At 59.4% G+C, this 25,859-nt stretch carries 27 protein-coding genes; 13 read left to right on the top strand and 14 right to left on the bottom strand.

Annotated elements, in window-relative coordinates; genetic code table 11:
* Nucleotides 1-29 precede the first annotated feature (29 nt).
* The 9 genes from ACXAGD_RS09420 (at nt 30) to ACXAGD_RS09380 (ending at nt 8,919) form a co-directional block, all read left to right on the top strand.
* Nucleotides 30-1,280, top strand: a complete 1,251-nt coding sequence (locus ACXAGD_RS09420) for a Zn-dependent hydrolase (protein WP_475209992.1) — start codon at nt 30-32, stop codon at nt 1,278-1,280.
* Nucleotides 1,281-1,372: 92 nt separating this feature from the next.
* Complete coding sequence (hydA, locus tag ACXAGD_RS09415; protein ID WP_475209990.1) at nt 1,373-2,827, top strand: dihydropyrimidinase; 1,455 nt, start codon at nt 1,373-1,375, stop codon at nt 2,825-2,827.
* A 57-nt stretch (nt 2,828-2,884) separates the two neighbouring features.
* Entirely contained in the window at nt 2,885-3,679 is a 795-nt protein-coding gene (locus ACXAGD_RS09410; protein ID WP_475209988.1) for an ABC transporter ATP-binding protein, read from the top strand.
* A complete protein-coding gene (locus ACXAGD_RS09405; protein WP_475209986.1) occupies nt 3,672-4,601 on the top strand; it encodes an ABC transporter permease in 930 nt (309 codons plus the stop codon). Before ACXAGD_RS09410 ends, ACXAGD_RS09405 begins: the two co-directional genes overlap by 8 nt.
* Nucleotides 4,598-5,443, top strand: coding sequence for an ABC transporter permease (locus ACXAGD_RS09400; protein WP_475209984.1), 846 nt, complete (start codon nt 4,598-4,600; stop codon nt 5,441-5,443). Before ACXAGD_RS09405 ends, ACXAGD_RS09400 begins: the two co-directional genes overlap by 4 nt.
* Nucleotides 5,444-5,499: 56 nt before the next feature.
* Nucleotides 5,500-6,489, top strand: a complete 990-nt coding sequence (locus tag ACXAGD_RS09395) for an ABC transporter substrate-binding protein (RefSeq protein ID WP_475209982.1) — start codon at nt 5,500-5,502, stop codon at nt 6,487-6,489.
* A gap of 153 nt (nt 6,490-6,642) precedes the next feature.
* The gene (locus tag ACXAGD_RS09390) at nt 6,643-7,356 is read left to right on the top strand and encodes an ABC transporter permease (protein ID WP_475209980.1); all 714 of its coding nucleotides are present in this window, start codon (nt 6,643-6,645) and stop codon (nt 7,354-7,356) included.
* Nucleotides 7,349-8,083 carry an ATP-binding cassette domain-containing protein gene (locus ACXAGD_RS09385; protein ID WP_475209978.1) on the top strand — a complete coding sequence of 245 codons (735 nt, stop codon included), beginning with the start codon at nt 7,349-7,351 and terminating at the stop codon, nt 8,081-8,083. Before ACXAGD_RS09390 ends, ACXAGD_RS09385 begins: the two co-directional genes overlap by 8 nt.
* 20 nt (nt 8,084-8,103) lie before the next feature.
* The gene (locus ACXAGD_RS09380; protein WP_475209977.1) at nt 8,104-8,919 is read left to right on the top strand and encodes an ABC transporter substrate-binding protein; all 816 of its coding nucleotides are present in this window, start codon (nt 8,104-8,106) and stop codon (nt 8,917-8,919) included.
* Between the two features lie 6 nt (nt 8,920-8,925).
* Here the strand turns inward: ACXAGD_RS09380 and ACXAGD_RS09375 are convergent, their stop codons facing one another.
* From ACXAGD_RS09375 to ACXAGD_RS09330, 10 genes are all read right to left on the bottom strand, one after another.
* Nucleotides 8,926-9,798, bottom strand: coding sequence for a substrate-binding domain-containing protein (locus ACXAGD_RS09375; protein ID WP_475209975.1), 873 nt, complete (start codon nt 9,796-9,798; stop codon nt 8,926-8,928).
* The gene (locus ACXAGD_RS09370; RefSeq protein WP_475209974.1) at nt 9,799-9,924 is read right to left on the bottom strand and encodes a hypothetical protein; all 126 of its coding nucleotides are present in this window, start codon (nt 9,922-9,924) and stop codon (nt 9,799-9,801) included.
* Nucleotides 9,921-11,198 carry a c-type cytochrome gene (locus tag ACXAGD_RS09365; RefSeq protein ID WP_475209973.1) on the bottom strand — a complete coding sequence of 426 codons (1,278 nt, stop codon included), beginning with the start codon at nt 11,196-11,198 and terminating at the stop codon, nt 9,921-9,923. The genes ACXAGD_RS09370 and ACXAGD_RS09365 overlap by 4 nt, the downstream gene beginning before the upstream one ends.
* On the bottom strand, nt 11,199-12,401 hold the full coding sequence (locus ACXAGD_RS09360; RefSeq protein WP_475209972.1) for a formate dehydrogenase subunit gamma: 1,203 nt from the start codon (nt 12,399-12,401) through the stop codon (nt 11,199-11,201).
* A gap of 70 nt (nt 12,402-12,471) precedes the next feature.
* Complete coding sequence (gene fdh3B, locus ACXAGD_RS09355; protein WP_170324620.1) at nt 12,472-13,065, bottom strand: formate dehydrogenase FDH3 subunit beta; 594 nt, start codon at nt 13,063-13,065, stop codon at nt 12,472-12,474.
* 11 nt (nt 13,066-13,076) lie between these two features.
* Nucleotides 13,077-15,971, bottom strand: a complete 2,895-nt coding sequence (locus ACXAGD_RS09350) for a formate dehydrogenase subunit alpha (RefSeq protein ID WP_475209970.1) — start codon at nt 15,969-15,971, stop codon at nt 13,077-13,079.
* Nucleotides 15,972-16,075: 104 nt separating this feature from the next.
* Nucleotides 16,076-16,264 carry a twin-arginine translocation signal domain-containing protein gene (locus ACXAGD_RS09345; RefSeq protein WP_475209969.1) on the bottom strand — a complete coding sequence of 63 codons (189 nt, stop codon included), beginning with the start codon at nt 16,262-16,264 and terminating at the stop codon, nt 16,076-16,078.
* 61 nt (nt 16,265-16,325) lie between these two features.
* Nucleotides 16,326-16,937, bottom strand: a complete 612-nt coding sequence (locus ACXAGD_RS09340; protein ID WP_475209968.1) for a TorD/DmsD family molecular chaperone — start codon at nt 16,935-16,937, stop codon at nt 16,326-16,328.
* Nucleotides 16,938-16,941: 4 nt separating this feature from the next.
* Complete coding sequence (locus ACXAGD_RS09335) at nt 16,942-17,502, bottom strand: DUF3306 domain-containing protein (RefSeq protein ID WP_475209967.1); 561 nt, start codon at nt 17,500-17,502, stop codon at nt 16,942-16,944.
* Entirely contained in the window at nt 17,499-18,053 is a 555-nt protein-coding gene (locus ACXAGD_RS09330) for a DUF3305 domain-containing protein (RefSeq protein WP_475209966.1), read from the bottom strand. The genes ACXAGD_RS09335 and ACXAGD_RS09330 overlap by 4 nt, the downstream gene beginning before the upstream one ends.
* Before the next feature lie 251 nt (nt 18,054-18,304).
* Here ACXAGD_RS09330 and ACXAGD_RS09325 point away from each other — a divergent pair, with 251 nt between their 5' ends.
* Complete coding sequence (locus tag ACXAGD_RS09325; protein WP_475209964.1) at nt 18,305-20,257, top strand: 4Fe-4S binding protein; 1,953 nt, start codon at nt 18,305-18,307, stop codon at nt 20,255-20,257.
* On the opposite strand, the gene ACXAGD_RS09320 is transcribed toward ACXAGD_RS09325, so the two are convergent.
* Complete coding sequence (locus ACXAGD_RS09320; RefSeq protein ID WP_475209962.1) at nt 20,251-20,979, bottom strand: c-type cytochrome; 729 nt, start codon at nt 20,977-20,979, stop codon at nt 20,251-20,253. The genes ACXAGD_RS09325 and ACXAGD_RS09320 overlap by 7 nt on opposite strands.
* 108 nt (nt 20,980-21,087) lie before the next feature.
* Between ACXAGD_RS09320 and ACXAGD_RS09315 the strand changes: the two genes are divergently transcribed.
* From ACXAGD_RS09315 to ACXAGD_RS09305, 3 genes are read left to right on the top strand one after another with little or no spacing between them, the layout of a single operon-like run.
* Nucleotides 21,088-22,149: an Mrp/NBP35 family ATP-binding protein gene (locus tag ACXAGD_RS09315; RefSeq protein WP_475209961.1), complete on the top strand. Its 1,062-nt coding sequence runs from the start codon at nt 21,088-21,090 to the stop codon at nt 22,147-22,149.
* Nucleotides 22,146-22,841, top strand: a complete 696-nt coding sequence (locus ACXAGD_RS09310; RefSeq protein ID WP_475209959.1) for a biotin/lipoate--protein ligase family protein — start codon at nt 22,146-22,148, stop codon at nt 22,839-22,841. The genes ACXAGD_RS09315 and ACXAGD_RS09310 overlap by 4 nt, the downstream gene beginning before the upstream one ends.
* Nucleotides 22,838-23,317, top strand: a complete 480-nt coding sequence (locus tag ACXAGD_RS09305) for a DUF6505 family protein (protein ID WP_475209958.1) — start codon at nt 22,838-22,840, stop codon at nt 23,315-23,317. The genes ACXAGD_RS09310 and ACXAGD_RS09305 overlap by 4 nt, the downstream gene beginning before the upstream one ends.
* Here ACXAGD_RS09305 and ACXAGD_RS09300 read toward each other — a convergent pair.
* The 3 genes from ACXAGD_RS09300 to ACXAGD_RS09290 all read right to left on the bottom strand — a co-directional run bounded on the left by ACXAGD_RS09300 (nt 23,314) and on the right by ACXAGD_RS09290 (nt 25,836).
* Nucleotides 23,314-23,814 (bottom strand): flavin reductase family protein, encoded by a 501-nt coding sequence (locus ACXAGD_RS09300; RefSeq protein ID WP_475209957.1) that lies wholly within the window; start codon nt 23,812-23,814, stop codon nt 23,314-23,316. The two genes, ACXAGD_RS09305 and ACXAGD_RS09300, sit on opposite strands and share 4 nt — an antisense overlap.
* 89 nt (nt 23,815-23,903) lie before the next feature.
* Nucleotides 23,904-25,316, bottom strand: coding sequence for a 3'-5' exonuclease (locus ACXAGD_RS09295; RefSeq protein ID WP_475209955.1), 1,413 nt, complete (start codon nt 25,314-25,316; stop codon nt 23,904-23,906).
* Between the two features lies 1 nt (nt 25,317).
* On the bottom strand, nt 25,318-25,836 hold the full coding sequence (locus ACXAGD_RS09290; RefSeq protein ID WP_475209953.1) for a hypothetical protein: 519 nt from the start codon (nt 25,834-25,836) through the stop codon (nt 25,318-25,320).
* Nucleotides 25,837-25,859 lie beyond the last annotated feature (23 nt).

The raw sequence follows: 25,859 nt of genomic DNA, 5'->3' as shown, positions 1-25,859 counted from the left end.
CCAAATCGCAAGCAACAGGGAAAAAGAAAATGGCAGCTCCGGCGCAGAACCTCAGGATCAATGGCGACAGGTTGTGGGAAAGCCTGATGGAGATGGCCAAGATCGGCCCCGGCGTTGCGGGCGGCAACAATCGCCAGACCCTGACGGATGAGGATGCCGAGGGCCGCGCGCTGTTCCAGAAATGGTGTGAGGATGCCGGTTGCACCATGGGTCTGGACCAGATGGGCAACATGTTTGCCCGCCGAGAGGGGACCGACCCCGAGGCGTTACCGGTCTATGTCGGCTCGCACCTGGATACGCAGCCAACGGGCGGAAAGTATGACGGTGTGTTGGGCGTACTAGGCGGCTTGGAAGTTATCCGCACTTTGAACGATTTGGGGATCAAGACCAAACATCCGATTGTGGCCACGAACTGGACCAATGAAGAGGGCACACGCTATGCGCCGGCGATGTTGTCGTCGGGCGTGTTTGCCGGGGTGCATACGCAAGGCTGGGCTTATGACCGCGAGGATGCCGAGGGTAAGAAATTTGGCGACGAATTGCAGCGCATCGGTTGGCGAGGCGACGAAGAGGTCGGTGCCCGCAAGATGCACGCGTTTTTTGAGTTGCACATCGAACAGGGACCTATCCTTGAGGCCGAGGGAAAGGACATCGGCGTTGTCACCCACGGGCAGGGCTTAAGCTGGACACAGATTACGGTGACGGGGAAGGACGCCCATACCGGATCGACCCCGATGCCGATGCGCAAGAACGCCGGGCTGGCGATGGCGCGGATAATTGAGAAAGTAGATGAGATTGCATGGTCCCATGCGCCGCATGCCGTGGGCGCGGCAGGGCATATCGACGTCTATCCGAACTCACGCAATGTGATCCCGGGCAAGGTGGTGTTCACGGTCGATTTCCGGTCGCCTGATCTGGATGTGATCACGGATATGGAGAACCGCCTGCGCGTGGCCGCAGAGGGTATTGTCGAAGAGATGGGTCTGCAGATCGAATTCGAGAAGGTCGGCGGATTTGATCCGGTAAAATTCGATGACGGCTGCGTCGCAGCCGTTCGTGATGCAGCCGAACGGTTGGGCTATTCACATAGGGACATCATCTCGGGTGCGGGGCATGATGCGTGCTGGATCAACCGTGTGGCGCCGACTGCGATGGTTATGTGCCCGTGTGTAGACGGGTTGAGCCACAATGAGGCCGAAGAGATCAGCAAGGACTGGGCTGCAGCCGGGGCGGACGTTCTGTTTCATGCAGTCGTCGAGACAGCTGAGATCGTGGAATAGGGGACTCTGCCCCCGTCGCCCAAAGGGCGACTCCCCCGGGATATTTTTGGCCAGATGAAGCAAGCGGCGCAGACCGCAACAGGGAGACTAAAATGAGCACTGTTATCAAGAACGGGACCGTCGTGACCGCCGATCTGTCTTACAAGGCGGATGTAATGGTCGAAGGTGGGGTGATCACCGAGATCGGAATGGATCTGAAGGGTGACAAGGAGCTGGACGCGACCGGGTGCTATGTCATGCCCGGCGGGATCGACCCGCATACCCATCTGGAAATGCCGTTCATGGGCACTTACTCCAGCGATGACTTCGAAAGCGGCACGCGCGCGGCATTGGCCGGGGGCACTACGATGGTGGTGGATTTCGCGCTGCCGAACCCCGGAGAGGGGCTGCTGGACGCTCTGAAACGCTGGGATAACAAATCCACGCGGGCGAACTGTGACTACTCGTTCCACATGGCCGTGACATGGTGGGGTGAGCAGGTTTTCGACGACATCAAGACGGTGATCGAGACCCGTGGCATCAACACGTTCAAGCACTTCATGGCCTACAAAGGCGCATTGATGGTGAACGATGACGAGCTTTTCGCCTCGTTCAAGCGTCTGGCAGAACTGGGTGGCATCGCCATGGTCCATGCCGAGAATGGCGACGTTGTAGCTGAATTGCAGGCCAAGCTAATGGCAGAAGGGAACACCGGCCCCGAAGCGCACGCCTATTCACGTCCGCCGCAGGTGGAAGGTGAGGCTACCAACCGGGCAATCATGATCGCCGACATGGCTGGCGTGCCGCTCTATGTGGTGCATACGTCCTGCGAAGAGGCGCACGAGGCCATTCGCCGGGCCAAGATGAATGGCAAACGGGTCTGGGGTGAGCCCCTGATTCAGCACCTGACATTGGATGAGAGCGAATACTTCCATCATGATTGGGATCACGCGGCGCGACGGGTCATGAGCCCTCCGTTCCGGAATAAGCAGCATCAGGATAGCCTGTGGAACGGCCTGCACTCGGGTACGCTTAGTGTAGTAGCGACTGACCACTGTGCGTTCACGACCGAGCAGAAACGCTATGGCGTCGGGGATTTCACAAAAATCCCAAATGGTACGGGCGGCCTTGAAGATCGGATGCCCATGCTGTGGACCTATGGAGTGAACACCGGTCGTTTGACACCGAACGAGTTTGTCGCCGTGACCTCGACGAACATTGCCAAGATCATGAATTGCTATCCGAAAAAGGGCGCAATCCTCGTTGGCGCGGATGCGGATATCGTGGTTTGGGATCCTGAAAAGACCAAGACGATCAGCGCCGACACGCAGCAATCCTCAATCGACTACAATGTGTTCGAGGGTAAAGAGGTCAAAGGTCTGCCTCGATTTACCCTGTCACGCGGCCAGGTGGCGGTGCATGACGGTGAGATTCGTACTCAGGAAGGGCACGGTGACTTTGTCGCGCGCGAGCCGAACGGTCACGTGAACAAGGCGCTGAGCACCTGGAAAGAGCTGACCGCCCCGCGGCCAGTTGAACGGTCGGGCATCCCGGCGACGGGTGTTTAATTGTGCGCGGGTCGTCCGCCAGGGCGACCCAAAGCCTAACCTTTTCAAGGCAATGGAATGAATACTGAAAGCACTACCCAGCCCGTGATCGAGGCAAGGCAACTGGATCTCACTTTCCAAACCAATGATGGACCGGTCCACGCGCTGAAAGACGTAAACCTGACCATCGATAAAGGTGAGTTCGTCAGCTTCATTGGCCCCTCGGGTTGCGGCAAGACAACTTTTCTGCGCTGCATCGCGGCTCTGGAAACACCGACCGGGGGCACCCTGACCGTCAACGGCATGACCCCAGATGAGGCGCGGCGAAACCGGGCCTATGGCTATGTTTTCCAAGCTGCGGGGCTGTATCCGTGGCGGACCATTGCCAAGAACATCAAGCTGCCGCTTGAGATCATGGGCTATTCGTCCGCCGAGCAGGAAGAACGGGTGAGCAAGGTTCTGGAACTTGTTGATCTTTCAGGGTTTGGTGGCAAGTTTCCATGGCAGCTGTCGGGCGGCATGCAGCAGCGCGCCAGTATCGCGCGGGCGCTGGCGTTTGACGCCGATATCCTGCTGATGGACGAACCGTTCGGCGCTCTGGACGAAATCGTGCGCGACCACCTGAATGAGCAGTTGTTGGCGTTGTGGGCCCGGACGGGTAAGACCATCGGCTTCGTAACACACTCGATCCCCGAGGCGGTGTACCTCAGCACCAAGATTGTGGTGATGAGCCCTCGGCCTGGGCGGATTACGGATGTGATCGACAGCCCTCTGCCGAAAGAACGTCCGCTGGATATCCGTGACACGCCGGAGTTTATCGAAGTCGCCCATCGCGTGCGTGAAGGCCTGCGAGCGGGGCATGCGGATGAGTAGCAGCCTAAAAGCGTTCTGGGCCGTCCTTACGGTTCTCGCGGTCATTGTCGCCTTTTGGTACGCGGCTTGCGTTCCGATGAACATCAAGGGCGTATTGACTGAACAAGAGCGGGCAGGGGCCGAGGTGCAGCCTCCGTCCGCCAAAGACCGGCGAGACATGTCTGAGTTCGGCTTGGCGCTGAACAACAGTTTCGCCGTTCCCGCCACGTGGGAGCAGGACAGGCCCCGCCTGCCAGCCCCACATCAAGTCGCCATCGAGATGTGGGAGACGACGGTTCAAAAGAAGATCACCTCGAAACGGTCACTTATCTACCATGGCTGGGTTACGCTGAGCGCGACGATGCTGGGCTTTGCGATCGGTACAGGGCTTGGCATTTTGCTGGCCGTCGGGATCGTGCACAGCCGGGTTATGGACCTGTCGGTCATGCCCTGGGCCATTGTCAGCCAGACCATTCCGATTATCGCGCTGGCGCCGATGATTATCGTGGTGCTGTATTCGGTGGGGATTCAGGGGATCATCCCCAAGGCAATCATCTCGGCATATCTGAGCTTTTTCCCGGTCGTTGTTGGCATGGTCAAAGGTTTACGCAGCCCGGATGCGATGCAGTTGGACTTGCTGCGGACGTATAACGCCAGCCGGTCACAGGGGTTCTGGAAGCTACGCTTGCCTGCGTCGATGCCGTACCTGTTCACCTCGCTGAAGATCGGTATTGCGGCCTCTCTGGTCGGGGCCATCGTGGGTGAGCTGCCGACCGGGGCAGTCGCCGGTCTGGGCGCGCGCCTGCTGGCGGGCAGCTACTACGGTCAGACGGTGCAAATCTGGTCGGCCCTGTTCGCTGCAGCCATTTTGGCGGCTTGCCTTGTCGGGTTGCTGGGAATGGTTGAACGGACGGTTCTCAAGCGGATGGGGATGGCGCAATGATACTTGTTTTCTGTGCAATCCTTCTATGGCTGTTCGGTTGGTGGCTGAACGGGCGTTTGGCCAGCGGTCCCTATGCTGATACGCGGATGGTGCGACTTCTGGCCCCGCTGATTTTTGGTCTCACCGTGATCGGGATTTGGGAACTGGTGGTCCGTGGGCTGGACGTGCCCTTGGTGATCTTGCCTGCGCCTTCAGTCATTGCCGTGCGGTTTGGGGACAGCCTGCCGATCCTGTGGGCCGATTTCGTGCAAACCATCCTCAAGGGTGCGCTCAGTGGCTATATCATCGGGTGCGGATCTGCTTTCCTGATGGCGATTGCGGTGGACCGCTGGGACTTCCTGCGCCTTGGTCTGTTGCCGGTTGGGAACTTTGTGGCGGCGCTGCCGATTGTTGGCACGGCCCCCATTCTGGTGATGTGGTTTGGGTTCGACTGGCATTCCAAGGCAGCCGTGGTCGTGGTGATGGTGTTCTTCCCGATGCTGGTGAACACTGTGGCCGGTCTGCGCGAGGCAACGGCCATGCAACGCGACCTGATGGAGACCTACGCGGCGACCTATTGGCAAAGCTTCCTCAAACTGCGCTTGCCTGCCGCGATGCCTTTTATTTTCAATGGGCTAAAGATTTCTACCACCCTGGCGTTGATCGGCGCTATCGTGGCCGAGTTCTTTGGGTCGCCGACTCTGGGCATGGGGTTCCGGATATCGACCAGCGTAGGGCAGCTTTCGCTGGATATGGTCTGGGCCGAGATCGTCGTGGCCGCTTTGGCCGGGACGGCGTTCTACGGGCTGGTCGCCATGATCGAAAAAGCGGTGACATTCTGGCACCCATCACAACGAGGATAACAAGACTTCAACAGACCCCGAAAACGGGGCGCCAACAACAACTAGGAGATATGAAGATGAATAAGCTACTCAGCGGGGCGGTTGCCGCCTTTAGCCTGGCAGCCAGCGCGGCGCTGGCGGCGGATGAGGTGACACTGCAGCTCAAATGGGTCACGCAGGCGCAGTTCGCGGGCTATTACGTGGCCAAGGATAAAGGGTTTTATGAGGAAGAGGGGCTGGACGTCACCATTCTGCCCGGCGGCCCGGACATTGCGCCGACACAAGTAATCGCAGGTGGTGGTGCCGATGTGACGGTTGAGTGGATGCCCGCGGCGCTTGCCGCGCGTGAAAAAGGTCTGCCGCTGGTGAACATCGCGCAGCCCTTCAAGAGCTCGGGCATGATGCTGACCTGCTGGAAGGACGCCGGGATTTCCTCGCCCGAGGATCTGAAGAACCGCACGTTGGGCGTTTGGTTCTTTGGCAACGAATTCCCGTTCATGAGTTGGATGAGCCAGCTGGGCATCGACACCGGGGGCAAGAGCGAAAGCGGTGTCGAAGTTCTGAAGCAGGGCTTTAACGTTGATCCGCTGCTGCAGCGGCAAGCCGATTGCATAAGCACCATGACCTACAACGAATACTGGCAAGTGATCGACGCAGGCGTCAGCCCGGATGAACTGGTGACCTTCAAATACGAAGATCAGGGTGTCGCCACGCTGGAAGACGGTCTGTACGTTCTGGAAGAAAACCTCAGCGACGCGGCATTCACCGACAAGATGGAGCGTTTCGTCCGCGCCTCGATGAAGGGCTGGAAATATGCGGAAGAGAACCCGGATGAGGCCGCAGAAATCGTGCTGGAAAACGACGCCACCGGCGCCCAGACCGAAGAGCATCAGAAGCGCATGATGGGCGAGATCGCCAAGCTGACCGCCGGTTCGAACGGCGCGCTGGACCCGGCGGATTTCGAACGCACTGTGGGCACTCTGCTGGCCGGTGGGTCTGATCCGGTAATCACCCAACAACCCGAAGGTGCCTGGACGCATCAGATTACGGATGCGGCTTTGAACTGATCCCTTCCAAACCCTTGAACATGCGCGGTCCCAATCGGGGCCGCGTTTTCATTTTGATATGTCGGAAACGTGTCTGTACTTGGCACCAAGGGAAGCTAGTATTATCCTGCAATTGGGCGCATTTCATCCGAAGTGCAGGTCAGCAGGGATAAAATGCAGGGATTTGCTTCAGAATTCAACTCGGCATTATCTTTGATCCTCCAAGGGGATGCAGAGCTGTGGGCGATTGTGCTGTTATCCCTGAAAGTTTCGATTTTTGCAGTGCTAATTTCGGCGCTGATCGGGATGCCGATAGGGGCCGCGCTGGCGGTTGCGCGGTTTCCGGGACGGCGGGCTTTGATCGTGCTAATGAACGCGCTGATGGGGTTCCCGCCGGTTGTTGTGGGATTGCTGGTCTATCTGATGCTGTCGCGTTCGGGGCCGTTAGGGGTGTTGGAACTTCTCTATACGCCGACCGCCATGATCATTGCACAAGTGGTGCTGGTCACGCCCATAGTCGCCGCGCTGACCCGGCAGGTGGTCGAGATGCTGGCCGAGGAATACTCGGAACAGCTGCGTTCGCTGGGTGTGTCGCGGTTGGCCTCGGTTCCGGTGCTGCTATGGGACGCGCGACTGGCGCTGGTAACCGCGTTGCTGGCCGGGTTTGGCCGTGCAATTGCCGAGGTTGGGGCGGTGATCATCGTCGGCGGCAATATTAACCATGTGACCCGGGTGATGACGACGACCATCGCGCTTGAGACATCTAAGGGCAATCTGGCGCTAGCCTTGGCGCTTGGCGCCATCCTTATCGGCATCGCCGTCGCTGTAAACGCCATGGTCAGCACGCTCAGCCTGCGAGCTGAGCAGGAGGGGTTGCGCCATGCGTGATCTGACCCATGAAATGGCGGGCTGTCTGTCGTTGGATGAGGTGCGGATCGCCCGAAATGGCAAGGCGCTGCTTGATGTGCAGCACCTGTCGCTGGATGGGCCAGGGCCGACCCTGATCCTTGGACCGAACGGTTCGGGCAAAAGCCTGCTGCTGCGCTGCCTGCACGGGCTGATCGTGCCCGATCGCGGGCATGTCCGGCAGGACGGAGAGGTCCTGAACGCCGAACACAAGGCGCGGCAAGCGATGGTGTTTCAGCAACCCGTCTTGCTGCGCCGGTCGGTCGCGGCCAATCTGGACTTTGTGCTGAAACGGCAGGGTCTGCCCCGCAGCGCCCGCAAAACCCGTATCGAAGAACTGCTGGCCGAAGGTGGGCTGGACGGCAAGGCGCGGCAATCCGCGCGGTCCCTGTCCGGGGGCGAGGCGCAACGGCTGGCCATCCTGCGCGCCCTTGCGTTGAACCCCGAAACGCTGTTTCTGGACGAACCCACCAGTGCGCTGGACCCAAGCGCGACGCAGGTGATCGAACGGATGATCTTGCGTGCGTCGACCCGTGGTGTTCGCATTGTCATGGTCACGCATGATATCGGGCAGGCTCGGCGGTTGGCCGCCGATATCGTGATGATGCAGGGTGGTCATGTGGTTGAACATGGGGCCGCCAAACAGATACTGGATGCCCCCGAAAGTGACGCCTCGCGTCGTTATTTGGCTGGCGGGCTGGTCACTTAATTTAAAAAATGGAGATCGAAATGATCCGGAATTTTGTTCGGGCAGCATTAGTAACTTTTGGCCTGACGGCAACGTCAGTCACCGCCGAAGAGCCGTTTATCGTCGTGCAGTCGACAACATCGACCCAGAATTCCGGCCTGTTGGATTATATCTTGCCAGGGTTCGAGGCCGAGACGGGTATCGATGTGCGCGTGGTTGCGGTTGGCACCGGGCAGGCGATCCGAAACGCCGTCAACGGGGACGGCGATGTGCTGTTGGTGCATGCCAAACCTGCCGAGGAAGAGTTCGTTGCCGATGGTTGGGGCGTTGAACGGTTCGATGTGATGTACAATGACTTTGTTCTGGTCGGGCCAAAATCAGACCCAGCCAAAGTGAAAGGTGGTTTGGACGTCGTGGTGGCCCTGAGTGCCGTGGCTGAGGCCGAAGCACCCTTCGCCTCGCGCGGAGATGACAGCGGAACTCACAAGGCCGAAATGCGCTTGTGGGGCGCGGCGGATGCCGATCCGACCAAGGCCTCGGGCGAGTGGTATCGCGAGACGGGATCGGGCATGGGGGCGACACTTAACGTGGCCAGCGGGATGGGTGCCTATGTTTTAACCGATCGTGCGACATGGCAGTCTTTTGGGAACAAGGGCAACCTGGAGATTCTGGTCGAAGGCGATCCGCGCCTGTTCAATCAGTATGGTGTCATTCTGGTGAACCCAGAAAAGCACCCGCGCGTGCGGGCTGCAGCGGGGCAAAGGTTCGTCGATTGGCTCATCGGCCCAGACGGGCAGGCGGCGATTGAATCCTATAAGCTGGACGGCCAGCAGCTGTTTTTTCCCAACGCCAAGTAATCAGGGCTAACCGCTCGCGCCGTTGTGGTGGATCGTGCCCAGACCGGACAGGTCATATCCTCCAAACTCGGCGGCGCGGGTGGTAAAGCGGTCTGATTGCACGAACCCCAGCAGCTTGCGCATCGGATCATCGAAATAAGCCCGACGCCAGATCGCAAGGTCCAGCCGTTCAGAGTGGGTTGGGGTGAAGGCTAGTTCATAGAATCCCGCCAAAGCTCCGAGCCCAAATCCGGCCTCGGCCTTACCGTCGTGTAAGGCTATGGCCAATTCCTCTTCGGTGCGGGCACAGGTGGGCAGGGCGTCCACATCCTTGCACGTCAGGCCGTGGGCCTCAAGCTGCGCGTCAAACAGCCGTTGGCTGGCGGCGCTGTCCTGACGCAGGATCACCCTACGGCCTTTAAGGTCCGCAAACCCTGAAATATTGGTAACACCTGGTGCCAATAGCAACCCGCGCTGTCTTTGTGCGATCTCATACAAAACTACCGGGGCCTCACCCAGAGTGTCTCGCAGGGCATGCGTGTTGAACCCATCGTCTTCGTGGATATGTAAAGCCGCGGCTTGAGCGCTGCGGTCCTTCAGACGGTTCAAGCCGTCGAAAGAACCGTCATAGTAGGTGGCCAGACCCGATCCGCTTTCGCGCAAGGCCCAGTCCAGCAGCGGATCGTGGCTGCCGGCGACAATCGGGGGCAGGGGTGGTTCAGCTACCTGAGGGCCAGAACGGGAGGCGTTTAGCCACGCAATGACCTCGGCCCGGGGGAACAACAGCTTGCCCATGGCACGGACGCAGGGGACCTCGCCCGAGGAAGCCAGATCATAGGCCTTGCGCTCGCCAATGCGCAGCAGGTCGGCCAGCTCTTTGGTCGTCAGGAATTCGGACATTCAGTCGAGCCGCACCGCAGCGCCAGAGCCCGCTTCAGCGGCGCTGAACCCGATCTGTTGCAATGCGAAGGGTGCGGCGACGGTGATTACGACCATTGCGGCCACAGCGGCAAGAAAGGCTTTCATTGGTCTCCTCCGGTTCCGTTTTCCGGTGCTGTTGCACGGCGCAGAAAGGCGATCAGATCGTCGCGGTCGCTAGACTGTGTGATCCGCTGCATTGGCATCTTTGACCCTGGTATGTAGTGGTCTGGGCCCTCGTCGAAAAGGGCGTTTATCGTTTCGTCATTCCAAGTGATATCAGAGTCTTGCAGCGTGTCCGAGTAGAAATATCCCGGCAGTGTACCCGCCTTGCGGCCGAAGATACCGTAAAGGGTCGGACCAGCTCGCCTTTGCCCGTCAGGTGTTAGGCTATGACAGATCGAGCATTTTCGGGCGAACTGGCGTTCCCCGTTGCTCATCTCGTCGGGGTTCTTCAGAAATGTGGGCTCTGCCGCCGCCATCTGTTCCTGATCGCCAAGCGCAGAGACGGGCCAACTATACATTGCTTCATCAAGGCCACCAGCGTGGAGGTTCTGGCCGTCCGCCGAAAAGGCCAGCGCCCAGACCGGTCCGCGCAGCGTGGCGCGGAAGTCCTGCGCGATACGCCACTCGGTAGTGTCGATCACCATGATGTAGCCTTCACCGTCGCCCACAGCCAGCAGGCTGCGATCCGGGGTCAGTGCCAGCGCTAAGATCGGGCGACGGTCGAGCGTAAAATCACGCACATCCCCGCTGGCCAGGTCCAGAATGCGAGTGACGCCATCCACCGCGCCATAGGCGATCCAGTTGTCTTGGGCGTTCAGAACGATTTCGTTGATCCCGAATCCATGTTCGACCAGCCGTCGGGTTTCCTGCCCGGTGGCTACATCCCAAACCCGCAGCGTTCCGTCCATGCCTGCCGAATACAGCGTCGAGCCATCTGGGGAAAACGTCACGGCGTTGACACCACTGCCCGCCTCAAGCACTTGGGGGGGCGAGCCATCCTCGGGCCACAGGCCGATCGTGCCGTCCCAGCTGGCAGTTGCCACGTGCGTTTTCGAGGCCGCAAGTCCGACGATCTTGCCCTTGTGCTGGCCAACCACGTCTCCGCCCGGCCAGCGTCGCAGGGTGAAATCATCCCCTGCGGAATAAATCGCACGCCCGTTAAAAGCGACAGAATTGACGGCAGCCTCGTGCCCCTCCAGCCATTGGGGCTTGCGGTCTGACCAAAGGCCAACCGAATTGTCGAAACTAGCCGTGGCGATCCGCCCGTCAGGCGCGGTTGCAATCCCCATGATCGGCCCGCCGTGACCTTTGAGCGTAAAGAACTCGGCCAATGCGGGCGGGGGAGCCAGCGCCAGAGCCAGAACCAGCCAGCGCATCTATTCGGCGGGAGAGGCCGCAGCCTTGTTGGCCTCTTTGTCCTGCACCTCTTCCAGCCACAGCGAGTGATGCTCGCGGGCCCATTGCTCTTCGACTTCGCCGGTACCCATGGCATCGAACGCGCCTTCCATGCCAACCGAACCGAGATAGATATGGGCGATGATGATGGCGATGAACACATAGGCGACCATCACGTGCCAGACCTGTGCGTATTGCATTTCCTCTTGCGGAGACATTTGCGCCGGCAGGCTCAGTCCGAACATCTGTGGGATACCGGTCGAATTCGCGACCGAGAAAGTCTTGGCAAACATTGGCAGTTCAAATGGGAACAGCAGGGAAAGGCCAGACAAGCTGATCGAGACGCCCAGCAGGATGCAGGCCCAGAAGATGACCTTTTGACCTGCGTTGAACTTCTTGGCGGGTGGGTGGCTGCCCTTGGTGAACAGCCCGCCTCCGGCGGCCAACCATTTCAGGTCGGTGCGGTTCGGGATGTTATGAGCGATCCAGTTCACGGTTACGATGATCAGCCCAAGCATGAAGGACCAGGCCAGATTGTTGTGCAGCCATTTGCAGCCCTGCGCGATGGTCGCGAAGCCTTCTTTGCCGAAGATCGGAATCAGGAAGTCGCGGCCATAAAGGGTCAGCAAGCCCGTTATGCCCAAGACGAGAAAGGACCCGGCGAACAGCCAATGGCCAAAGCGTTCAAAGCCATTGAAGCGGGTGACGGTTCGGCCGGTCTTTTCTCCGTCGATGCGGATTTTCCCGCGGATCAGGAAAAACAGCACGATGATCGCCAGCATTCCCGTGATGATATACGAGCCGTATTCGCGCAGCGGCCCGGTGCGGAATTCCCACCACCACATGCCACCATCCTGAATCAGCACGCCTGCCGCTGGCCCGCTGGTCGAAACGGTTGTGTCTGCTGAGCCGTATCGAATGGCCCGGTAAACATCGCTGTCGGACGCTACGCCACGCGTACCCAGTTGACCCAGCAGCCCCTCGGCATTGTCTTGGCCGGTATTTTCCGAGCGATAGCTGTTGTCCACTTTCTCACCACGTTGCCGCGCGAGGATATCCTCAAGCGTGGTCGCGCCACCTGTTTGGGCGCGTTCTTCGGTCGTGGCTTCTGCCTCGGTGGACTGTGCCAGGGCGGCGCTGGTTAATCCCAGGGCGAACAGGAATGCGAAAAGTAAGCGGAACATCTGAACCTCGGTCAAAATTCCAAAGCAGGTGACCCACCTAGGCGGGTCACCTGTTTTTCATGCAGACGGATCAGCCGTCTTTTTGGTCGTAGGCTGTGCCCCAACCCCACGCGCCCGAACCGAACCCGCGTGCGACGACACGCTCGCGGTAGATGGCCGAGACCACGTCGCCGTCACCGGCAAGCAGGGCCTTGGTGGAACACATCTCGGCGCAGAGGGGCAGTTTGCCCTCGGCGATCCGGTTGCGACCATATTTGGCGAACTCTGCGGTCGAGTGGGTTTCCTCGGGGCCGCCGGCACAGAAGGTACATTTGTCCATCTTGCCGCGTGATCCGAAGTTGCCAGCCTGCGGGTATTGCGGCGCGCCGAACGGGCACGCGTAGAAGCAATAACCACAACCGATGCACAGGTCCTTGGAGTGCAGGACGACCCCTTCTTCGTTCTGATAGAAGCAGTCGACCGGGCATACCGCCATGCATGGCGCATCCGAACAATGCATACAGGCCACAGAGATCGAGCGTTCGCCCGGGTTGCCGTCATTGATCGTCACCACCCTGCGGCGGTTGATGCCCCATGGTACCTCGTGCTCATTCTTGCACGCGGTGACGCAGGCGTTGCACTCGATGCAGCGTTCAGCGTCGCAGAGAAACTTTGCTCTAGCCATTATCGTCCTCCTTACGCTGCCGAGATTTTGCAGAGAGTCGCTTTGGTCTCCTGCATCTGGGTCACTGAATCGTAGCCATAAGTCTGTGCGGTGTTGGAACTTTCACCCAGCACGTAGGGATCAGCGCCTGCGGGGTACTTGTCCCGCAAATCCTGGCCCTGAAAATGGCCGCCGAAGTGGAACGGCATAAAGGCCACGCCGGCACCGACCCTGTTGGTCAGCATCGCCATCACCTTGACCTTGCCGCCTTCAGGACCCTCGACCCAGACCTGTTGCCCGTCACGAATACCAAGGTTGTTGGCATCGCGTGGGTTGATCTCGACGAACATGTCCTGCTGCAACTCAGCCAGCCACGGGTTCGACCGGGTTTCTTCGCCGCCGCCTTCATATTCGACCAGACGACCTGACGTCAGGATTATCGGGTAATCCTTTGAAAAGTCGTTCTTCTGGATCGAGGCATAAAGGGTTGGCAGGCGATAGGCCTGGCGGTCCTCGTAGGTCGGATAGTCCTCCACCAGATCGCGCCGGTTGGTATAGAGCGGCTCGCGATGCAGTGGGATCGGATCCGGGAAGGTCCAGACGACCGCGCGGGCTTTGGCGTTCCCGAAGGGCGCACAGCCATGCTCGATCGCGACCCGCTGGATACCGCCGGACAGGTCGGTCTTCCAATTGGTCTCTGGTCCAGCAACGGCGTCGATGGCCGCGCGTTCTTCGGCCGTCAGGTCGCCGTCCCAGCCAAGGTCCATCAGCATCTGCATTGTGAATTCGGGATAGCCATCCTGAATTTCCGATCCAGCGCTATAGACCCCTTCGGCCAGCAGGTTGTCGCCATCGCGTTCCACGCCAAAGCGAGCGCGGAAGGTCAGGCCGCCTTCGGCCACCGGTTTGGACATGTCATAGAGGTTTGGTGTCCCTGTATGACCCATTTCCGGCGTTCCCCAGCAGGGCCAGGGAAGGCCGTAGTATTCGCCGTCGTTTGGTCCGCCAATGGCTTGCAGCGTGGTTCTGTCGAACGTGTGCTGGTTGGCCATATGGCTTTTCAGACGTTCCGGCGACTGACCGGTATAGCCGATTGTCCAGAGGCCCTTGTTGAACTCACGCGTGATGCTTTCAACGTTGGGGGTTTCGGGATCGTCCATCTCGATGTTGCGGAACAGTCGATCTGCCCATCCAAACTTATTGGCGAATTTGGCCATGATGACCTCGTCCGGCAGGCTTTCGAACAGCGGCTCAACCACCTTGTCGCGCCACTGCAGTGAACGGTTCGAGGCCGTGACAGATCCACGGGTTTCGAACTGCGTGCAGGCGGGCAACAGATAGACGCCGTCGGTGCGGTCATGCAGAACGGCCGAGACGGTGGGATACGGGTCGATCACGACCAGCATGTCCAGCTTCTCCATCGCCGTCTTCATCTCCGGGCCTCGCGTTTGCGAGTTCGGAGCGTGACCCCACAGAACCATGGCGCGGACGTTGTTGTCCTGATCCATGTTGGCCGGGTCTTCCAGAACACCGTCGATCCAACGAGAGACAGGGATGCCGCGCTCGTTTTGCAGCGACTTGTCCTTGCCTTCCTTGTCCTTGATCGTGGCGAACTGACCGGCCAGCCATTCGGAGTCTTCACCCCAGACACGGCCCCAGTGACCCCATGCCCCTTTGGACAGGCCATAGTAGCCGGGCAGGGTATGAGACAGAACACCAAGGTCCGTCGCGCCCTGCACGTTGTCATGGCCGCGGAAGATGTTGGTGCCACCACCCGAGGTGCCCATGTTGCCCAAGGCAAGCTGAAGCACGCAGTAAGCGCGGGTGTTGTTGTTGCCGTTGGTGTGCTGCGTACCGCCCATACACCAGATCACCGTACCGGGACGGTTGTTGGCCATGGTGCGCGCAACACGTTTCAGCTGCGATCCCGGAGTGCCGGTGACACGCTCGACCTCATCCGGGTTCCATTTGGCAACCTCTTCACGGATCTGGTCCATGCCCCAGACGCGGGTGCGGATGAACTCTTTGTCCTCCCAACCGTTGTCGAAGATGTGCCACAGAATACCCCAGACAAGCGCAACGTCCGTGCCGGGGCGGAACCGGACATATTCATCCGCATGGGCCGCGGTGCGCGTAAAGCGCGGGTCGCAGACGATCAGCGGGGCGTTGTTCTGCTCTTTGGCGCGCAGAACGTGCAACAGCGAGACGGGGTGCGCCTCGGCCGGGTTGCCGCCGATGATGAAGATGGCCCGAGAGTTATGGATGTCGTTGTACGAATTGGTCATGGCGCCGTAGCCCCATGTATTCGCAACACCCGCAACGGTGGTTGAGTGGCAGATACGGGCCTGATGATCCACGTTGTTCGTGCCCCAGTAGGCGGCGAACTTGCGGAACAGATAGGCCTGTTCATTATTATGCTTTGCTGAACCCAGCCAGTACACGCTGTCCGGCCCGGATTCTTCGCGGATACTCATCATGCCGTCGCCGATCTCGTTGATCGCCTCTTCCCAGCTGATGCGCTTCCACTCGCCACCTTCCTTTTTCATCGGATATTTGAGGCGGCGCTCGCCATGGGCGTGCTCGCGAACCGAGGCCCCCTTGGCGCAGTGTGCACCCAGATTGAACGGGCTGTCCCAACCGGGTTCTTGCCCGATCCAGACACCGTTCTGCACCTCGGCAACGACTGTACAGCCGACCGAGCAGTGGGTGCATACGGATTTAATGTTTTCAACGGCCTGGTTTGCTGCTGTCTGGGCACTGGCTGGCGTCACGGTTCCACCCGTGGCGCTGATCGCAGCAAGGCCGCCGATCGTCAGGCCCGAGCCACGCAGAAATGCGCGGCGATCGACGGTTTTTTCGCCGACCTGGGACAGGATACTTGTCCGCTGGGGGCGTCTCGCAACCCCGTTGGTCTTTTTCCTTAGCATTGGTTTCCTCCCTTGCTCACCATGTAAGCCATGGCTGGCTTGGTACTTTTAGTGCCGACGTCAGGGCCAATCGCAACCGTCAGTCGGGGTTGACGTCGTCCGGTTCAGAACCGGGCGCTGTCCAGATAGGCGCGGGTGTGCGCTGTGTCCTGCATGCGGGTCTCGTCCGTTGGCAGCTCGGCTGCTTCGGCTTGACCGCTCAGGCTGGCTGCGGCAACGGCAGCAGGCGCTGCGGTTCCGGCCAGTTTCAGGAAGTCGCGGCGCGATGCGCCTTCTTCCTTGGTCTTGCTCATGGGGTCCTCCTTTCCCATTTGCAGTTTAACGCCCCTGCGGGCGCTGGCGACTGACAGCGGTTCACGCTGCCGTCATTCGGAAGGCCTCGCGTTCGATCTCCATGAACACCCGACCGGCGGTGCCGACAGATGCATAGAGAACCGACGCTTCGGCGGCTTCCAAATCCGAATAGAAGTGCGTAGCCCAAGGGCCGATATGCTTGTTCCAGAACGCTTTCTGATCCTCCAATGACGCAGGCGCTCCAAAGCGGCCAACGATCATGCCCGCCATCATCTCCATCAGCGAGGCGATGTTGTCCTCGGGTTCGAATACGTTCTGTGCCCTGGTGATGCCGCGTGCGGCCATATCGTTGCGCAACTGGGCCAGAGGTTTTTCGTTCAGGAAACCGGTCAGGTAGAAGCTGGCATAGGGCAGCAGCTCGCCCCGACCCAGTCCGATGAACAGGGCGTTGAACTCACGTTCCGCAGCGGCTGGTTTCGTGACCTTAGCCACCCGTGCCATGGCCTGAATGGCCTGACCCAGATCAGTCTCATCCCCGGACAGACCAGCCATCTGATCCAGCAACATCTGATCTGGCGGAGCCGCAAGTAACAGCCCGAGAAAGTTATAGAAATCCGCGCGCAGGCGATCCTCGGTCGAGACATCCATATTTTGCGCTTCGCTTGCGGTCATGGGGTTATCCTTCGAACTCAAATTTCATGCGGCGCGGGGTGGGGGGCAGATCGACGTCTTCAGGATCTTCTGCCTCAGCCGTGATGACCGGCTCTGGTGTCGGCTCATCGACCAGTTCTGGCTCCGTTTCCTCAACTAAAGGTTCTGGCTCGATCTCTTCGGCTTCTGCTGCCAGCGCTTCGATATGGGCCAGCATACCTTTGCCGACCTGATACGCGGTGGGGATGTTTTCAATCACGCAAGCCGCGTCGGTATAGTCCTCACCGTAGTCAACGAGCCCGTCCACATTGGCCAACACCGGGTTCAAGCGCCACAACCGCCGCAGCGCGCGACGGCGCAGGCGGTCGGGCACAGCCTTGGCCATAAAGCCCGAGACATCGTCTCCGGCCTGCAATTGATCGGGATCGGGTAAATTGAACTCGGCGAGTATCTCGGCGTCCGACTTTTCTTCGAGTTCCGCACGCTGCGCAGCGATAGCCTGCTCCTCGTCCGCGATGATTTCGGCTTCAGCCTCTGCCTGAACGGCTGCCTTGCGGCGGGACCAGAAATCGCGGGCTTGCGTCATTGCACGATCCTCCGCGGGGCGCGATAGACGTCTGAGGTCTGACGGATACGCGCGTCGCCCTTGCCATCCTCGACCAGATCGGTGCGTTTCTTGTCACGGCGGCGTTTCACGAAGACTTCTTCGCGGTGATGTTCCAACGCAAAGTCACGAACCCAGGCGATGAGCCCTTCGGTCATTGGGATCTTTTCAACGATCTCTTCTCCGGTGTCTGCGTAATCCTGGCCTTCGAACGGGGACGCCGTAACCAGCACCGCATCCATTGGGCGCTCTCCATCCAAAGCATCTCGCAGAACAAGGTAGATTGAAGGCTGGTCGTCAGAGAGGTTGACCATGTAGGCCTCGGTTTCGTCAGCCCATAGGGTAAGCGGGAGGGTTGCCGCGTGATACTCTACAGCCTCGCCTTCCCGGCGCAGCTCCTGCCAGTCAGCAGGCGCGGCCCCGGGCAGCACAGCAACAGCGCGCCAATTCCACTTCGCCCAGCGGGTTACACCGGGTGTTTTGCGTACGACGACGCCGATTGGCATTTGAATCCGGCTTGCGGCCTTCGCCACTGGCTCCTCCCCGAAAGGCTCTCCCCTGCCTTTCAATGGGTTTACTATGGTATACAAAATAGGCGTGTGCCAAGTCTGGATTTTGTTAAGAATGCGCTAAATAACGCCTTTTTTATCGAGAATGTCCTAGTGCAATTGTCGAGTATTTGGTTGGTTTCACGCGGGTATCCAAGGTTTTTTACGCGTTCGCGTTGTCAAGCCGCCGAGACAGTCTAAGGTGCTCAATGTAGGGAATATGTCCGGGGGAGGATATGAGTACCAAACTTTTGCTATGTAACTGCGCGGGGACGCAAAACATAGATGCCGAGAATATAGAGTCTGCCTGTGCGGTGCAGTGTTCCAAGGTTCACACAGCCCTTTGCACGTCAGAGTTGGAGGTCGCGGCAAAGCTTCTCAAGGACGGAAATACCGTGATCGCCTGCGGACAGGAGCAGGATGTCTTCAGAGCAATTGCGGAGGAAGTGAACTCCCAAGAGCCGGGGTTTGTAGATCTGCGTGACCGCGCCGGTTGGTCTGACCAGGGTGTAGATGCGGCGCCCAAGATGGCTGCACTGGCCGCAGAGGCGATGCTGCCGCAGCCGATTACACCCAGCGTAGATGTGTTCAGCGAGGGCACCTGTTTTATTGTTGGACCCGGGGAGCCGTGCTTCGATCTAGCCGAACGTTTGGCGACTTCGCTGGCGGTTACGGTGCTGGTAACAGATGATGCGCAACCATTGTCACGTGCCTTTGACGTGGTGCGTGGGAGCTTGCGGTCACTGAATGGCGCGCTGGGCGGCTTCTCGCTGCGAATAGATGCCTTAAAGCAGACCGAACCGGGGGGGCGCGGTGCTTTTGAGTGGTCCGAGCCGCGCGATGGGGCCAAATCCTCTTGTGACCTTGTGATTGACTTAGCTGGTGGCGCACCGTTTGTGCAGGCTCCTGCCAAACGTGAAGGATACTTGCGCGCCGATCCCAAGGATGCCGTTGCCGTGGAACGTCTGGCCTTTGAGGCAGTGCAACTGGTTGGGACCTTCGAAAAACCTCTCTACGTTCGGATGGAAGAGACGCTGTGCGCTCATTCCCGTGCGCAACAGGTGGCCTGCACCAACTGTCTGGATATCTGTCCGACAGGCGCCATCACTCCCGCTGGTGAGTACGTGACCATCGATCCGATGATCTGTGCTGGGTGTGGGGAATGCGCAGCGGTGTGCCCGTCAACTGCGATCACCTACGAAGATCCGCCAGTATCGGCTTTAGTGTCGCGGATGCATATTCTAGCGCGCACGTACAGGCGCGCGGGTGGCACTGTACCGCGGCTGTTGGTGCATGATGCCCACGGGGCCGAGATGATACGGCTTGCCGCCCGGTTTGGTCGTGGTCTTCCTGCGGATGTCATTCCGTTGGAGTTGAACGTGATCTCGGGCTTTGGCCATGCTGAGATGCTGGCTGCGCTGGCCCATGGTTTTGCGCGTGTCGACGTACTGCTAGCGCCGACCACCGAACGAGACGCGCTGGACCGGGAACTGGCACTGGCGCAGGCGATCGCCGGGCAGGGCAAAGTTGGGCTGATGGATGAGGTCGATCCGGACGCCATGGCGGAACTGCTTTACGCACGGGATGTCCTGCCACCACTTGCCGACCCGGTGCTGCCGTTGGGCAACCGCAGACAAATCGCGCGGCTGTCGGCGCAGGCGCTGAATCCACAAGCGGAGGCCCCGTTGCCCTTGCCTGAGAACGCACCCTATGGGGCCGTGGCGGTAAATACGGATGCCTGCACATTGTGCCTCAGCTGCGTGTCGCTCTGCCCGTCCGGTGCTTTGGTTGATAACCCCGACAAACCGCAGCTGAACTTTCAGCAGGACGCCTGCCTGCAATGTGGGCTGTGCAAGGGCATCTGCCCCGAGGATGCGATTACACTGGTCCCGCAGCTTGACCTGAGCGATGCGGCCTTGTCGCAGCAAGTGCTGAATGAAGAGGAACCGTTTGCCTGTGTCGAATGCGGTGCTTTGTTCGGCGTGAAATCCACGGTCGAACGGATCATGGAGAAACTGTCAGGCACGCATCCGATGTTTGCCACCTCGGACAAGGCGCGGATGATCCAGATGTGTGACAATTGCCGTGTCAACGCGCAGTTCCAGATGCAGGACAACCCGTTCCAGTCCAATCCAAAACCCAAGGTAGTCACGACCGAGGACTATTTCTCAAAACGAAAGGATCACTGAAGCTGTAGTGGAGCGCCCAGATCAGCGGCCTTGATGACTGAGACAAAGGCAAGGATTGCCTCCAGCTCTTCCAAGGTCATCTCAACGGGATGGATGGGCGAAGGACGCGCAGGGTCGAAAGGCGGAGTAAGCCCGTCAATCTGTGTGAAGGCAGGATGCGGGTTCAGGGCAAAGAACGCCTCGAACCGTTCTGACCAGTCGGGCATCGCACGCAACACGGCAAACGAAGGCGTCGAGCCCAACCCGTTCATGCGGTTTTTTGGCCCGATCACATGGCAACGCCCGCAATGGGTCATCGACAGCTCCTCACCCCGGGCGGTGTCACCGTCGATCACTGTGTCGGCTTGTGCCGCTGTGACCTCGAAACGGGCAGAGAAGGGCGCACCCTGTTCAGGTGTAAAGCTTTCGACCGTCTTCTTGCCGATATCGGACAGCAACCAATCGCGGAACCGTTCGTGTCTGGCGTCTTCTTCGATCCGTAGGTGATAGACTACACCGTCGCGGGCAAAGACCGGATCACCCGGAGGCACGGATTCCAGCACTAAAACCCCCGTGTCATCTGCAATAACGCGTATCCCGGTCTTGAGAGAGAAGCGTGGAAGGATATGTTGCAACAGACCAGAGTCTTTCACCTCGGCCGGGGCGACCAATCCCAATGCCTCTTGCGACCAAGAGGGACTAGCAGAGAGCGTCAGGCTCAGGCACAAGAGGACAAAGCGCATGGCCCAGCCTAACGGCCCGGCCCCGAATGCGTCAAATGAACTGAATGAGACGGAGACACATGCAATGAAACGCAACCTCGTGTTGGGGCAAGTCAAAGGGGTAATGGCATGAGTGTTCGTGACGCGGTTCTGGCGAACCTGAAAAAGATCACTGATCCTGTGTCCGGTCAGGACATCGTTAGCGCAGGTGTGGTGCGTGCGCTGAACGTAGAAGGCGACACTGTTCGATTTGTTTTGGAGATTGATCCCAAGCACGCCGAAAAGATGGAGCCGGTCCGCGAGACCGCTGAAAAGGCGGCGCAGATGGTAGACGGGGTAGCCAAGGTCTCGGCTATGTTGACTGCGCACTCCGACAAGGCGCCGCCGGACCTGAAACCCAAGCCCAAACCCTCGCAAACCGGCCCGCAGGCTGTTCCCGGCGTGGATCGGATCATTGCCGTTGCCTCGGGTAAGGGGGGCGTCGGTAAATCCACCGTGTCGGCCAACCTCGCCTGCGCCTTGGCAGCTGAGGGTCGTCGCGTAGGTTTGTTGGACGCTGACGTCTATGGTCCGTCGCAACCCCGGATGCTGGGTGTCTCGGGTCGTCCGGCCAGCCCCGATGGCAAAACTATACTGCCGCTGCGCAATCACGGCGTGACGATGATGTCGATGGGGTTGATGACCAATGAAGGGCAGGCGGTTGTATGGCGTGGCCCGATGCTGATGGGTGCGCTGCAACAGATGATGAATCAGGTGCAATGGGGAGCTTTGGACGTGTTGATCGTGGACTTGCCGCCCGGCACTGGCGACGTGCAACTGACGCTCAGCCAGAAGTTTAAGGTGGACGGTGCCATTGTCGTCTCAACCCCGCAGGACGTGGCCCTGATCGACGCCCGCAAGGGTATCGACATGTTCAATCAGCTCAAGACACCGATCGTCGGGATGATCGAGAACATGTCGACTCACATCTGTTCCAATTGCGGGCATGAGGAACACGTGTTCGGTCATGGTGGCGTGAAGTCCGAAGCCGAGGCGCTGGGCGTTCCACTGCTGGGTGAAATACCGCTGCACCTGGATATCCGAGTGGCGGCGGACGGCGGTGCCCCCATCGTTGTTAGCAAACCCGACAGTCCGCAGGCCGACGCGTTCCGCAAAATCGCCCGCGACATGATCGCCAAGGGCAACGCATGAACCAGCCGGTCTTTCCTCCCTTGCTGTCAGGCCACCCGGTGCAGGGTGGGGAAGACCCGTTCGACCGCGCGCAGGCCATGGCCGCGCTGGGCTGTGATGCCGGGTCGGTTGTGTACAACGTTCAGGCCGACAGGCTGCGAGCTGCAATTGTATTTGCGCCCGAGGTTCCTCTGCAGGACGCTATGGCGATGCTGCCTTTGTGCGCCGTCGGGTTTCAGAACGCGCTGGGCGCACTGGCCCCGCCCGAGGTCGCGGTGCATCTGGGCTGGGACGGGTTGATCTGCGTGAACGGCGCGAGATGTGGTGACTTCCGCGTTGCGGCATCCACAGCAAATCCGGATGAAGACCCTGACTGGTTGGTCGTAGGCTGGGAACTGGCATTGATGCAAACCAGCGGCGCACCGGGGGAAACGCCGGATGTCACGGCGCTGTACGATGAAGGCTGCGCCGAAGTATCACCGGTGCAACTGGTTGAAAGCTGGTCGCGACATATGCTGACCTGGCTGAACCGTTGGCAGGAGGACGGCAATGCTCCCCTGCACGGCGAATGGATGGGCCTGCTGCGCGGTGTTGGAGAACCCGTTGAGGCGGGTGTTTTTCTTGGAGCGGATGAACGGTTCGGGATGCTGATCCGTGACGGTGCCGAAACCCGCCTGCGTCCCTTGACCGAACTGTTGGAGAACCCAAAATGAAACTGGCCCGCGCGATCCATTTCGACGAAAGCGACATGAACGTGTTCCATTCTCCGGCCCGGACCGGCGAATGGTGCATCTCGGGCGGGTTCGAGTTTTCGAACTGGGGACAAGCCGATCTTGAGGGCAAGGCGCGACAGGCCTTTTCAAACGGTTGGTTGGGTGCGGAAACCTTCGGGCGGGTGACTTTCGTCGCTGTCACTCAGATTGAGCAGGCCGAGATGGACCAGATCGCGAAAAACCTTGCTGAGCATTTCGTGCAGTTCTACGGCGCGCCGTCGGTCGAGGCCGCGTTAGGTGTGGCGCAGTCCGAGATCATTCATATGGCGGAACTGTGCGAGGAACACGCGCCGAATACGCTGCTGACCGTTGCGCGTGAATTGTCCGACAGCGGCGTACATGAGGCCTTTCGCATCATCACACCACAGGAAACGCAGCTTGAGGCGCTGGCCGTCCACGGATCGCTGGACGATTAAAGCAGGTCCGCGAACCCGCCGAATTGCCCGCGTTTGAAGATCAGGCCCTTGCCTGTGCGGTACATGACCTGCTCAACCTCACCAACCAGGATCAGGTGATCCCCCGCTTCGTGTTTGGCATGAAGCTGACAGTCAAATCGGGCCAGACAGTTTGCAAGATGCGGGCGCCCCTTGTGATCGGTTTCCCAAATGGCGTGTGAGAAATCCAGCCCGTCGCGTGCGAACCGCAACGCTTGGTCTTGCTGCTCTTCGGCCATCACGTGAATGGAATAGTGCTGGCAGGCGTTGAAAGAGGTGAACCTGTGGGAATCCTTAGCCAGGCACCACAAAACCAGCGGCGGATCCAGGGATACTGACGAAAACGAATTGACGGTGATGGCGCGCGGCCCGTTTGCCGAACTTGTCGTGACGACGGTAACGCCAGTACCAAAACACCCCAATGCCTCGCGAAACGCGGGGCTTTGATCCGGGGTAGGGGTGAAAGTCTTTTCCGTCATGACGCGCTCGTTCAGTGGCCGCGCATCAGGTGCCACGGCCAACCAAGATTGTCCATGAAAAGCTGAATTTCATCCGAATATTTTGACGGTTAGTTCAGATCTTCCAGCAAACGGCCATGCTGCCGGGTGGCCTCGATGACGGCGCCAAAGGTCGTCATGCCGCGTGCGTTCAGCATCGGCAGCATCTTGACCAATGCCTGCGCCGTGGCAACCGCATCCCCCAGCGCGGTGTGGCGCAACTCGTGCGGGATGGTGATTTCCAATCTTTCGCAAAGGGCATCCAGCGTGTGTTTGTCACTGGCCCCGAACAGAACAGCAGAGAGCAGGACCGTGTCCAGAATGGGGTGATCCCATTCAACATCCATTCGCTTGGCGTGGCGCCGCAGAAAGGCCATGTCAAAGGGCGCGTTATGAGCCACGATCACGGCATCCCGCGCGAATTGGTGAAAGGTGCGACCAGCCTCAGCAATATCCGGCGCATCTTTGACCATACTGTCGCTGACCTTATGTACCTTGGTCGAGGCTGGAGGGATGGGCATGCCGGGATTGACCAACATGTTCAGCTTCTCACCCTCGACAATACGGCCATTGACCACGCGAACCGCACCGACCTGAACGATTTCGTCCTTATGCGGCAGCAACCCGGTGGTTTCAGTATCAAAGACGACAAAACACAAATCTTGAAGCGCAAGCGTTTCGAATTGCCCGCCGGCGGCGCTGTTCAGCAGGTCGAAATCATAGACCAAAGGCCGCGCTGCCTCGGGTTCGATGTTGGCGGCGCTTTCGTCAAAAATCAGCAAGTAACCTGGGGCGTCGCCCAGCGGTTTCATCCTTGCGGAATAGGTCTGCGCGCCGTCGATGCTGGTCAAGTTACAGGCGACCTCAAGCCCGGTTTTCGACAGTTTTTCATAGGCGTTTTGCAACGCTGTAGGCTGCAGGTACTCGAAAAGTGAGGCGTTCAGGCGGGGATGCGCAATCTGGGCCAGAACCCCGGCGGCCTGACCATCGTAAAGAACGACCTTATGGGTGGGGCTGGCCAAAACCATCGCCACGGGAATCTCAGTCAGCAACGCTGTCAGCCGTTGTTTTTCGGCGGCTAAGTGAGCTGTTTCTGCTGCCACCGCTTCGGCGACATCCATCGTCTTGCCTGACAATTGATCGGCCAGTCCGGCCGCGGCCGGGGCCAGATCGCCCAAATAACGCGCCGCCTGCATATCGACATCTGTGCTGACCCCTGCGTGGGCCCGGGCGCGCAGCTGCGCCGACAAGCGTTCAATCGGTTTGGCGACGTTGTCGTCAAACAGCAACCAGACCGCGACGATCAGGGCAACAAATCCGAACCCCATTATGATTTCGGCAAAGATAAACGCATTTGCCAGAGCCGGGTCCGCAGTACGCCTGTAGCTGATCCAAAGCGCCAGAGAGCTGACTGCCAACCCACCCAAAGCGAGCAGGCAGAAGAACAGGAAAATACGAATGCGCAGGCTTAGCCGGGTCAGCATGTTACACTCCGCAGGTTGCCTCGATAATTGGGTCACCGTCCTCGACATTCAGCCAATCGACGTTCTGTAAATGGCCATCGTCACCGAACTCGACACCATCTGCCAAGCTGGCGCGGCTGTTGGCATCGCAATCAACAGCCACGGGTAGTTTCGAAATCGGAGCCCAGCGACCAAAGAAATACACGTCTACAAGCCGTTGCGCGGGAACCTGTTCGTTGGTCCGGACCGAGACCGTGTCGATCGCCGCGAAACGGTCTACGAAGGGCACGGCATAGGTCCACGGGCGATAGAAGGCGCGGCTTTCGACCTCTTGCACGATTTCCATGCCCTCAGGCAGCGTCTCGACCGTGCGGTCATACCAGGAATATTCGCTGGCGATGGTCATGCCGATCATGCCGAGGCCCGCAGCGACCGGAGCCGCCCAGCGGGGTAGGCGGCCGCCTGTCAATTTGTTCACTACCATCACCACGCCTGCAAAGGCGAAGCCTGCAAAGATGGTACCGATCAGTTCCAGAAACATGTGTCTCTCCGAAGTTCGGACGC

It is taken from the genome of Ruegeria sp. ABF4_144 (assembly GCF_056160045.1).
This window is presented reverse-complemented; position numbering and strand designations above follow the sequence as displayed.